This is a genomic window from Pseudomonas sp. Xaverov 259 (assembly GCF_019352915.1).
Taxonomy (GTDB): Bacteria; Pseudomonadota; Gammaproteobacteria; order Pseudomonadales; family Pseudomonadaceae; genus Aquipseudomonas.
In genome coordinates this window covers 46,649-59,080 of the sequence record NZ_JAAAFV010000017.1, presented here as the reverse complement: position 1 = coordinate 59,080, position 12,432 = coordinate 46,649, and the positions used below count along the sequence as shown (strand labels likewise).

General features: G+C 59.2%; 2 protein-coding genes. One reads left to right on the top strand and one right to left on the bottom strand.

All coding sequences use genetic code 11. From position 1 onward, the window contains the following. Positions 1 to 69 precede the first annotated feature (69 nt). Positions 70 to 4,908, bottom strand: coding sequence for a DUF6543 domain-containing protein (locus K0H48_RS02760; RefSeq protein WP_219266314.1), 4,839 nt, complete (start codon positions 4,906 to 4,908; stop codon positions 70 to 72). A 180-nt stretch (positions 4,909 to 5,088) separates the two neighbouring features. Between K0H48_RS02760 and K0H48_RS02755 the strand changes: the two genes are divergently transcribed. Continuing rightward, positions 5,089 to 12,411, top strand: a complete 7,323-nt coding sequence (locus K0H48_RS02755; RefSeq protein ID WP_219266313.1) for an NEL-type E3 ubiquitin ligase domain-containing protein — start codon at positions 5,089 to 5,091, stop codon at positions 12,409 to 12,411. Positions 12,412 to 12,432: the final 21 nt, after the last annotated feature.

The following is a 12,432-nucleotide window of genomic DNA, read 5'->3' as shown; positions in this document are numbered from 1 at the left end:
GCGTGCTCGCTTCCTTCCTTTAGCCTTGGTTATGATCGTTCCCATGTGTGGGAACGATCAAGAAGCGCCTTACACTTCCAGGTGCAGGAACAGTTTCTGATCCAGCGGTGCCTCGATCCGGGCGTCATCCAGATAGATCACGACGCGGTTATTGGCCTTGTCCCGCTCCATCAGTTGTTTGCGCGTAAACAGGCGTTCTGCGGGGGTTTTCAGGTGGCCATAATTAGGCGGTGAGACGGGCGAGTCGACGGCGGTGTAATGGAAATGCGCGTACCACAGGTTGGCTTCCTCCCCCTTTATTCCTGCTTCGATTTTACGTTTGTCACGTATGACATATTCGGTGAGAAAGTCACCGGCCTTCAGTGCAATGCGTTTTTTCACCAGGTTGATATCGACAAACCCATGGGTGTGTAAATAGTCGACCTTGTAGGCTTTGGGGCGTTGTAGCAGATACCCTTCGGCGCACACCTGGTAAGCCTGTTTAGCGGCCGCCTTTGCTGCGTCATTGTAGTGATTGCGCAGGGTAGTGACTTGTTCGCCAGCCCCGCTCTCAAGTTCCTTGGCAAGTGCTGCAAATTGCGCTGCATGTTGACTCAGCATCTCTTCCCAATCCTTGGGGTTGACGGTCTCTCGTCGACTGGGATCCTGGAGTTTGCGCTGTTGGTAGCTGATAACGTTATCAATGCGGGTTCGCTCGGTTTCGAGGGCTTGTGCATCCTCTTTGATTCTTTTCATTCTTCTCAATGGGCGAGCCACAGGCCTGGGCGCTGTTGTCGGCGCACTCGCGGCTTCGACGACGTTCCAAACACCGTCACTGGCGTGTTCGTGGTAAGAGGCGATGACTGTCTCGGTGAATGGGTCCGTAATGTCGACAAAACTGCCTTCAACACCTGGCTCGCTCGGGCGTAGGTCACCCACCAGGGTCCCACGGTTGCGGGTCTTGATCACTCGGCGGTTGGTGGGTTTTTGCCGGACGGTCCGGTTGGGGGCGGGTTTACGGGCAAAGCCCTGCTCAGACAAGATCAAGGAGGCCAATTGTTCTTCCAGGGCTGTGCGTGACTGACTGAACTGTTTCAGGAACGGGTCTGTGTATTGTTCTCGCAACATCCTGGAAGGCATTTCAACTAATGCGTTGACGGCGTTTTCCAACTGGACGTACTGCTGGAGCGAGTCCCTGAGTATGGCGATTTGATCGGTCGGCGAGTAACCGCCGGTGGTTTGCATTTCGATATGGGTGAGTAGGGGTGTAGTCGCTCGCAGATCAGTGAGTAGATCGAGGTAAGGACGCTCCTCTGGGGTGCTGGTGCCAAGCGCCCGATTGACGATCAACTGAATAAACGTCATCAGGATGTGCTGTTCCACGATAAATGAAGAAATCGGTTGGGAGGGCTTGAAGGTTTTCCTTAGTTTTTCCCTCAATGTCTCACCGGCTTGTTCCAGAGTGGCTTCAGTCTTTTCTGCGATTGTGAATAAGTCTTTGAGCAGTTCCAGTCGCTGCGTGGCAGCGCTGATGAGCTCATCGTAGGCGTCCGTGATGTTCTCAGGCAGTTCTCTGCCGGCACGGAGCTGCAACTCAGAATGTCTTTCACCGCGCCCGCTTTCAAGGGTGTTCGAGATTTTTCTATGCAAACTTGAATAGGTGAATAACAAGTGATTGTAAAAATTCGTTGTTGCGATACCGCGTACTTCCTCGTATTGAACTTGTGTCCTGTCCAAGCGCATCAATTCTTTGGCCGCGTTCAGGGATTTTTCCTGTATGGACGTATACGTTTGCGTGTTTCTCTGATAGTTGTCGACTGCGATGTTCCAGGCGTTTGTGGCGCGCAATGCCGAGCGTTGCCGTTGTTCATGACGTTCGGCCATTCTGGTGCGCACTGCGGGAAGTAATGCAGGGTTGGCGAGCAGTTCCCAGTCCGATCTCACGGTTTTCCTGTGGTCTTCCATTTGCTTCTTGGCGTCGTCGGCTGCATCTTTAAACTGTTGCCACAAGGGCGCCAATGCGTTCCCTTCGACACTGAGTATTTCTAATTCCGAGGCCAGCGCCTCCACTTGTTTCTTGCGGTCTGTGGCCCATTTAGTCCTCTGTTCGTTAGGCATCCCCCCCTCCAGCCGGGCACGCCGGTCCAGCCGCCACCCCCCCTGGCCATCGCTGGCCAGCTTGAAGCCGGGATGCGGGGGATGGTCCGGATGCACCAGATAGACCTCGTTGGAAACCGGTACCACGCTGACCTGAAACAACAACCCGGCGATGCTGGCGTGCCTCTTGCCGTCAACCCAGTACAGCCCTTTGAACACACCGTCTGGTATACGGGCCGGTAGCGGGGTGGGCCAGGGCACACTCACTTGACGCAATGCGTTGAGCAGCCGGGTGCCGGCCTGGGGGCTGGGAATCGAGTGGCTGAAGTCCAGGGCCGTGTGGCCGGTGGCGGGTGGCTCACCGGGCAACGCCACGGCGCCGAGATGCACCTGTGGCGTCGCTTGCGCAGGTGCCCGTCCCGCCAGGTGGCGCCAGGCTTCCAGTTGCAGGGCATGCTCCTGCGCGGAGGGCTCCGACAACGGCTGTGGCGACCGCTCGGCAGGCGCGGCGGCGTGCAGCAGCACCATGGCGGTATTGAGCAACAGATCGATCAGGGCCAGCTCACGGGTGGTGGGGTCATTGCTGTCCAGGCCGGCCAAATCCTGCTCCAGGCTGCTGACCAGCACCATGAACCAGCCCGCCAGCATGGCCGGGCCCTGCACCAGCGGTAACAGCAGGGTATTGAACAGCAGCCACGCGCCTTCCATCACGATGGCCCAGCGGCTTTCATGGTTGGACACCGACTCGCGGTCCGCCAGGTCGACCAGCGCCCGTGCCGTGCTGCCGAACAGATGATTGAGCAGTTGACCGTTGACTTGCGATTGCAGCCATTCGCCCGCGCCTTCATCGACGGCGATCGTCGCAGGTGCTGGCTCTTCAGGGCGGTTGAATTCATCCCCCGGCAGGAAGCGAACAATGTGCGGTTCCTTGATACCGCCATGGTCATAGATGGGGCGAGCCTTGTCGCTCAGCCACGCCAGTACACTGTCTTGCAGCGCGCCGGGTGCAGCCAGTGCGTCGAGCAAGGCCTGGCGGGTCGGGTATTCATGCAGGGCGTCGGCATACAGCGGCTGGTACAGCAGGTGTGGGCCGACACTCGTATCACGCGGCTCGATAATGAACGCGTTGTTGACTTCATCCGGCGCAGCCCCTGTTTTGCGGCACAGGGCCAATGGGCGCAGGACAATCTCCTGTTCGTCGACGATCCTGTCCGAGGGCATTTCACCCATCAATGCCTTCACATAGCGATAACCGGTGACGGTAACGCCATGCTGCCCGCGGATCTTGTATTCGAGCGCCTGCATCGGCAACTTGACCTTGAGTTCGCGGGTAAACAGGGTTTCCCGGCGGCGTGCGTCAACGGTGTCGGACAACAAGGTGTCTTTGATTTTTTGTGGATACGTGGTGCCGATGTCGACGCGCTGGATCAGCCCGCTACTGCCCAGCAGGTAGTCTTCGTTGAGCCAGCTTGGAAGGGGCGTTGCATTTTTGGAGAACAGCGTGAGTGTGCCTTTAGGCTTGCCGGCGAGGTTCTTCAGGGCCAGTTCCGTCAGTGACATGCGCACATGCTCGATAATACCGGCGCCGCCTGGGTAGCCGGCAGCCACGGCAAAGTCCAGCACCACTTCGTCAGGGTCGCAGTCGCCATGATCGGCTTGCATCTGCGTGCGTAGCGCGGTGCGGCTGAAACCGTAGATGTTTTCAATGCCCTCATTGAACGCACGGCCCTGGTTGTGTTGCAGCACCTGCGCCATGTCCTGCACGTGGCGATGGTAGGCAAAGCGGTCGGCGGCGCTGGCCTGGGCGAGCCATGGCGGCAGTTGTTCACTGACCTTCTGCAAGGTCGCTGCAGCGGCTGTCGGCACCTGGGTAAACAGCAGCGCCGGATCGGTGAGTTTTTCCAGGCGCCGCCCAAGGCTTACTTCCTCCTGGCCCTGAAACTTCAACGTCGCCAGGTCTTCCAGCTGTTGATTGAGGATCAGTCCGGCCTGTTGCTCGAACACATTGCCGCCCGGCTCGTTGCGCCGCCACGTAAGGCTGTCGAACTGGAAACGAGCCTGCATCCTCGCTCCCCAGGCAACACCGAAATCATCCAGGCCGCCAAACGCCTGGATATCCCCGGCCACGCTGTACAGCAGCACCTGCTTGTCGCGTACCAGCAGCAGGTCCGGCGTGAGCAAACTGACGGTCTCGGCGGCGTTGGTGAAGGTGCTCTCTATGAAGTAAACATAAGTGGCGGGCTTGGACTGTGGCAGGCGCTCGGCTTGCACCGGCCAGGTCGCGACGACCCTGAGCATGTCCCGCTGAGTCGGGTTCAAGCTGGATTGGCTGGCGGCCATCGCGGTCATCCGGCCGTTGAGAAACTCGCCCAGCCACTGCCAGCGACTGCTGCCATGGCTGTCGGTTTCGCTCCAGTAGTCGGCCAATGCCGTCTGGAAATACAGGTAAATCGATTCGGGCAGGGCATCGATGATCTTTGCGATTTCCAGCATGTCTATAAGCGGCGCGGTATCCGGCTTGAGGACCGTGGGGATCTGTTGAGTCAGGTAGTACGGCAGTTCGCGTTTGGGGCGCAGGTCGAGTAACTGCGGGTTGAGCACATGGGCGATGGCGACCTCCATCAATGACCGGTAGGTGTACACCCCGTCCGGGTGCGGGATGGCGAGCTTGACGGCCGACAAGTCCAACGTGAGCGATGGGTAGCGCTCCAGGATACGGCTGCGCAAGGCATTGAACACCACGGAGTACAAGGCCGGGCGCGTAGCGAAATGCGTATGGATGGCCTGGGCGGGTAACTGGCTCAGGGCGGTGGGGGAGCTCGGGGTGGGCATGATGAAATCCTTTTGCCTGTTTGATGGGAAGCGACAGGAAATCGAATGTGGTGACCGCGCAGGCGGTACTCGAATACCGCTGCCGGTGCCCCGCACCGACCGCGCACGAGGGCATATATGCACCGCCTGGCGCGGCCAGCGCCGTGATGTGCTGTCAGTCCATTTCAAAGGAGTGACACGATGGACGATTTATCCCAGCCTTCCTCGCCGGCCGTGCCGGCAAACGACGCACCCAAACCGATAAAAAAGCTCATCGCCACCCAAAGCCTGCACGGCGACTTCCTGGAGCGCAGCAGCCCGCAGTGGCTGGTCGACACGACGCCGGTGCGCAAGCAGGCGCTCAAGGACGCCGGCACGGTCATGCCGGCGTGGTTCGCGAACGCTACACCTGAACAGCGCAACGAGGTGACCGGGCGTTTCCTCGCCAACCTCATCACCCAGACCCAACTGGACAACACGATGGCCGCCTTCCAGGACATCGATGACTTCGCCCGACCCTTGTTGCGCAAAGCCCTGAAGGATCAGTACCGACTGGACCTCGATGTCGATAAAAACCTGTTGTGCCTGCGCCGCCCACTGGCGGCGGGGACTGGCGAAGTCGAGCCGGGGGACTTCGAATTTTTGAAACTGTCCCTGCTGGAAGCCGCCTTGCACAACTTCGAGGCCTACGAGTGCAAGGAGGGCGCGTACCACAAGACCTCCGGGTTTATGCAAGCCACCGGCACCTCGGGCACCTACCACTCGGTGGCGATCAACCTGAAGGTCAGTCAGTTTTTGACGCTCTGTCGTGACCTCGATATCGGTGCCAAATACCAGGCCTATCTGCAAGGGTTTTTCTACCCCGAGGACGCCAGCGCCCAAGCCACCCTGCGCGAGCAGTTCATCGCCAATCAGAAGGCCGCTGTGAGGGCCGCCGCCGAGCAGGCACTGTTGAGCGGCGATATCGAAGCGGCCGATCACCGCATGCTGCTGGCGGTGATCGACGGTGAAATTCATCCGTGGATGGGCGATAAGCAGGTGTGGTTCAGGACCCTGGGCCTGATGCATATGCGGATGACCGGCTGCATGGTGTTCTCGATCTGCAAAAAATACAGTTACCCTGACGAGGTGATCGTCTATGTGCCCCAGGACCCGGAGCACCCACTCAAACGCTACCGCTGGCGGCAAATGGAGGCCGAGTTCAAGCGCCTGCTCACCGCCCGCGACCCGGCCAGGCCGAATGACCCGGCGCCGACGCCGTACCAGCAGTTCTTCAGTCGCTTCGTGCCCTACGACAAGCGGCCCTATTACTTCAGCCAGTTCACCCGGAAGGCCGCCGACTCACCCTCAGACTCACCCTCCGACATCGGGCGCTCGCCCTGGAAGAAACTGGTGGATTTCTTCAACACGCCGATCTTCAACGCAGGCATCAAGGAAGTGCCGCCCGAGGCGCCTGCCAGGCTTGAGCCCAACCCCGACCCTATCCTTTACCTCTCGACGCGCACACGGCGCGGCAAAGCGATCTGGGCGGAGAACATCGACCCGTGGAAGTACTTCTACGAACAACACCGCGAGCAGGTGATCGCCGATGCCCGCGCCCATGCCGTGCCGACCGCGGATGTGGATGCCAAGGCGCGTGACGCCAAGTTGGCGCACCTGCTGGAGAGCGGCATGCCGGGCTTGAACATGATGTTGATGTTTGTGCCGGTGCTGGGTGAGGCGATGATGGTGGTGATGGCCGGGCAATTACTCTACGAAACCCTGGAAGGCGTGATCGAATGGAGCGAGGGCGACCGCCAGGCCGCCAAGGCCCACTTGATTGATGTGGCCGAGAACCTGGCGCAGATCGCCGTGATGGCCGGCGTGATGGCCGGCGTCAGCCGTTGGCAAGCGGCCAAGGCGGAGCCGGTGATTGAAGCGTTGGGTGAGGTTAAGCGGCCCGATGGCCAGGTGCGTTTGTGGAAGCCGAGCCTGAGCCGCTATGAGAGCCCGGTGGTCCTGCCGCGCGACCTGCATCCCAATGCCCTGGGTCAGTACGTGCAAGATGGCAGAACCTATATCCGCCAGGGCAGCCAGGTCTACGAGCAATACTTAGATGCGCAGGCGAACACATGGCGGATCAAGCATCCGACTGACACCGAGGCTTACCAGCCGCTGCTTGAACACAACGGTCACGGCGCCTGGCGGCATACCCTGGAGCGCCCGCTGGAGTGGGACCGTCTGATGCTGTTGCGGCGTATGGGGCACGACGTTGAGGCCTTTTCCGATACCGAGCTGCTCAAGGTCGCGGATGTCAGCGGGGTCAGCGACAACACGCTGCGCAAGATGCACATGGATCACACGGCTGCGCCGCCTGAACTGGCCGATGCGATACGCCTGTTCAAGGCGGATGCGGATGCGGCACGGGTGATCGAGCAACTGGAGGGCACCCGTACGATTGATGACCTGTATTTGTATGCGCTGCCCTTGATCGTGGAAATGCCGAGATGGCCTGCAGGACGTGTACTTGAAGTGTTCGATGGGGTCGTGCTGACCGGCAAGTCGGTTAAATATGGTATTGAACGGTCGGTCAACGGTGTCGCGGCGAAGCCGGCGATCCAGGTGAGCCGATACGACGTGCTGGGCGGTGAAGTGCCCGCGCGTATTCTGGCGGCTCTGGATGAAGCAGAAATCACTCAGCTGCTTGGCGCTGAGGCTGCGAGGGTCAATGAGAACAGGGTGCTGGAATTCAACAAGCAGTTGGCCGATTACGCCCGTCGCCGAAAACCGGCGATTTTCGACAGCATCTACACGGGCACCGAAGCAGTGAATGAGCGTGCCCAACTGTTGAAAAGTGCGTGTCCAGGCCTCAGCGATGCAGCGGCGCTGACCGTGCTCAAACATGCCCGTGCCGATGACCTTCAACGGCTGGAGACGACTCGTCGTGTGCCTTTGAATCTGCTCGAAGAAGCGCGTTGGTATGCGCGAGGCGGGCGTTTGACCCGCGCTTATGCAGGGCTGCGCAGTGAGTCGATGGCCTCGGCGGACAGTCGGCGCCTGGCCCTGCATGCGTTGGCCGCACTGCCGGGCTGGCCCGAGACGCTGCGTCTTGAAGTGCGTGATGGCAGCCCCGGCGGTGCACTGCTCGACAGCATCGGCGCAGAAGCGGCGAATGAGAAAAAGTATCTGGTCAAGCGCGGGCCCAGCTACCAGGCGTTCAATGAGCGGGGTGAGGAACTCAACAGCGTGCCGCCTTACGGTGACAACTTTTTTGCCTCGCTGATGCATGCCATGCCTGACGATGCCCGTCAGGCACTGGGGGTGCCGCACGTCAGTCAGCACGCGATGCTGCAACGCAAAATCATCGAGCTGGCCGACGCACATCGAGCCCAGGCAGCCGGTTGGCTGGCGCCGCCAGCGCGCAGGTTCAAGCCGCCAGCTCGGATAAACGAAACACTCATGGGCTATTACGCCAGCGGCCGAGGGCACAGCGCTGCGCCGGCACTCATCAGCCTTGTGCGGGACGTCTACCCGGCCTTGGAAACCGGCCCACAGGTCCAAGAGTTCCTGCTCAGGCACTACCGTGCAGGAAAAAGTGACAGAGATATCAAAAACCTGTTGCAGGCGCGTCTTCAAGAAGTTACGCACCTGAACACGACCCTCGATAAATGGGTCAGCGATTCATCATCGGCCAACGTTGAGTACAACACCCAGGTCGCGCAGGCACTCAAACGCAGTTGGAGGCGTTCTGTGCTGGTTGGGGTAGAACAGGATGCCGATGTGTTGTCGTTGGACCTGCATGACCCGTTGCCGCCACTGACCGCAGATTTTTCACATGTGCGTGATCTGACGGTGACAGGGAAGGCTCTGAATGACGCTAATGCCGATGAATTTCTGCAGCTTTTTCCCAATGTTGAACAGTTATGGATCTATTCCTCCGTTATCCCGCCCGCAGCGCCAGCCGTGCATCTGACGTTGGCGAACGTGCCCCAGGCGCTGAGTCAGATGAAACGGCTCCGGCAGCTATCGATCAGCATGAATGCTCCTCGATTGGCAGAGCAATTCCCGTCGAGGCTGGCGGAGTTGACCACCCTTGAAGCGCTTGAGGTTACTTACTACGGGCAGCATGGTGGCGTCTTTGATACGTTGGACCTGAAGCCTCTTGAGCAGTTGAAAACGTTGAAAATCGTGGCGCCCAACGTTTCGTTCAAATGGCCGGCCTATGTGAATGCGCTTGCCTCGCTTGAGCGACTGGACCTGGTACATACGTCAATCAATAAAATCCCCGATGAGCTGTATTCCGGCCATGAGCAGCTATGGAGCGGGTTGTCGCTGAATTGGTCAACATTCAGCTATGCAGCGTTCAAGCCTGCCTTCGAGTACGTCAGCAATTACTCCGGGCCTTTCGGGCCGCATTTGGCGGATGTGGACGAGATGTTCAAGGACTATGCCAAAGGAGCATTGAGGCCGCTGGTGGGAGAGATTGCGAGTTGGGTGTTGACTGATGCCATCAGGGCCCAATCCCAAACCCCGCAGGCAAGCCTTGCCGCCGTTGAGTCATTGCGTGTCGAATACGCTGCGATCTTCGACCAGTTCTATCAACCGGCCGCCCTGGTAGGCGCGGCAGGCCGGCCTTTGAGGGGGAACTGGGCGACGATGGCCAACGAGAATGTAGTGCAGACCCTTGAGAGAAGCTGGAAAGAAGCGGTGTTCCAACGCTATGGTCATGGCGACGATGCAGAGCCGCCGACGCTCATGCTCTCGAGGTTTAGCTTGAGGGAAACGCAACGATTCACCGAGTTACCCGAATTGCCGGCCGGCAGTTTTTCCCATGTGAAAATACTGTTGCTGAGTCGGTTGGAGGATGTGCCTGCTGCTCAAGTCCGTGGTTTTCTCCAGGCGTTCAGTGGCGTAGAAGAGTTGGAACTGTTTGGTGGGCTGACCGAAATACCTTTTGCAGGTGGGGAGCTGCCCCCGTTGACGAAGCTCGATTTATCCAACAATCGCATCGTTGTGACACCCGAGGTACAGGCTCAACTTGATCAGTTGAACACCCTGCAAGTTCTGAAGCTGAAGGGTAATCGACTGCGCGTACTGGACGTCAGTGCATTTACTCACCTGAGGGAGCTGAATTTGCAGGGCTCCCAACTGCAAGAATGGCCAACGGGAGCCGAGAGGCTGGCACACTTGAGCTACCTGGATATGCGTAACAACCTTTTGACGACACTGCCGGCCACTGTGCTCAACCACCCGGATATGTTGATGCGTACAGAGCTTGGAGGTAACCCGCTGAGCCTTGAGGGGGATGCGGCACTGCAAGACGCACGGCGCCGGATCGAGCGGGTCAGAGGGTTGCCTGAGGGGGTATTGAGTCGGTTTCCTCCACCGGAGACTGAGTTCAGAACTGACGTGGGCACGATCAAGACGGCTGCCTGGGTCGCAACGTATTTGCTGGCGCTGGTTGAACGTACCGAAGGTCTCGCAGGCCCCATGGGCTTTGCTGCGCGCGTGCGACGTCTAGACCTGACAATGACCGAAGAACAGGCCGAGGCCAGAATAGAGCAATTGCGTAACGTCGGACTGGATGATCAGGCGATAGAAACACAGCTCGGCCAATGGTACGAAGCCGATGATGCGCTGACGCGAGAACTCAATGGCTGGATCTTTACCCAGAGCGGGCAGGACCCTGTCCATGCGCGAGTTTCCCCGCAAGCGCGCGGGCAGGCCGCCGGGTACATTCGCTCATCGTGGCGCCAGGGCGTGGTGGCAGCCCGCACGGACGTTGGGGTTGACACGCTGAGGTTCCAACGTCTGGATATAGGTGATCTGCCTGCGCTTACGCTGGAGTTTCCCCATGTTCGCACCCTGGAACTGTCAGGCATCGGGATCTCCGCACAGGGCAGCAATGGGTTCCTGACGGCCTTCAGCCAAGTGCATCATTTGATACTCAATGGTAATTACCTGAGGGCGCTGCCAGAGGCCCTTCAGCATATGGCGCAGCTTGAGCGGCTGGACCTGACTGGCAATCTGATCGACGATGCGGCCTCCCTGTCTGCGCAACTGGGCGGCGGCGAGCGTCTGCGCGTACTGGACCTGAGCAATAATAGCCTGCAGTTTTTTGACGTCCGCCCTTTCAGTCGCCTGGAGACACTGAACCTCAGCCACAACCGGATTTCGCATTGGCCGGACGGCGCCCTGGAGGCGCGGCAGTTGAAGACGCTGAACCTTCGTCACAATCGCTTGAGCCGTTTCCCGAATGAGCTGCTCGATGGAGAACATGATGACATCCTTGCTGCTACGGACCTGCGTGATAATTTCACGCTGGGTTTCGGCTATTACCTGAAAATAGACGATTACATGCTTGCACACGGGCATGCGCAGGTCATGGGGTTTTCGCGCGGCTATCTGAATCAACTTATGGATCGTGGACAGGGTGCGAGCTTTGGTGCTGGTCGGGATCCGGACACTGATTCCAGCTCCGACTCCCTTCACGACTCCGACTCCGATTCCGACTTTGATCCCGGTGCTAACCCCGTTCCAGGCGACGTCAATTCTGACAGCGACGGCGATCTGGAGGTCATTGGTGATTCAGCGCAGTATGTCGCACAAGCAGCGCTGCAGCCTTGGTTGAGCGCGGCCAGCCCGGAGCAGGCAGCGCAACGCAGAACGCTGTGGAATCAGTTGGCGCAAACCGAAGGGCACGCAGGCTTTTTCCATCTGCTTACGCGATTGCGCGATACCTCTGAATACGCGCTGCGCCCTGCAGCCCTTACGGAGCGGCTATGGGACGTGATCGCGGCAGCCACGGAAAACGCCGATCTGCGCGCCCAAATCTTTGCGGACGCTGAAACCCATCAGACGTGTATCGACGGGCGCATTCTAGTGTTCAGCGAGATGAGTGTGCGGGCTTACCAATACCGTGCTTTGCAGGACGTTCCCTTGGGCGATGCCGACCTCAGAGGCCAGGCATTGCTGAACCTGTCGCGGCAGTTGTTTCGACTTGAAAGGACCGAACAATTGGCAGAGGCCGCTGCGGCGACAGGTGCCACGATAACGGACAGGGCCGAGGTACGTTTGCAATATCGAATCGGTTTGACTGCCGGTTGGCCCGACGGGCTGGAGTTGCCAGGGCAGCCCTCTACCATGTTCTTTTTTCGGCCGATAGCGGGAGAGCAATTGGTGCAGTCGCGGGCGCAAATCCTGGCCGCGGAAAACTCCGACGCGTTTATCGAATACCTGGTTGACCAAGGCCACTGGGTTGAATACTTGAAAGAGCGCTACAGCGAACCGCTCGCAGCCCTCGAGACTGAACTCGACCGGCAATACGACGCGCTGGAAACGGCACACATCCATCGCTCGGACCCCGAGAGTTACCGGGTGTACAACGAGGCGATCGGGCAGTTCGAGGTCGAAAAGCTGACGGCCCGCAAACAGAAACTGATGGAGGTATGCCGAGCGGAGATTCAGCGCTTGGCAAACGCCCTGCCAGAGGGCGTGGTGCAACGTCCGTCTTCGCCTCAACCCGGCCCGTCATCAGCGCCGTAAGCTGACCACGCCCGCGCATCG

Bases quoted from the DNA above. Each gene is read 5' to 3' on its own strand.
- K0H48_RS02755 (WP_219266313.1), top strand. From the start codon at position 5,089: ATGGACGATTTATCCCAGCCTTCCTCGCCGGCCGTGCCGGCAAACGAC.
- K0H48_RS02760 (WP_219266314.1), bottom strand. From the start codon at position 4,908: ATGCCCACCCCGAGCTCCCCCACCGCCCTGAGCCAGTTACCCGCCCAG.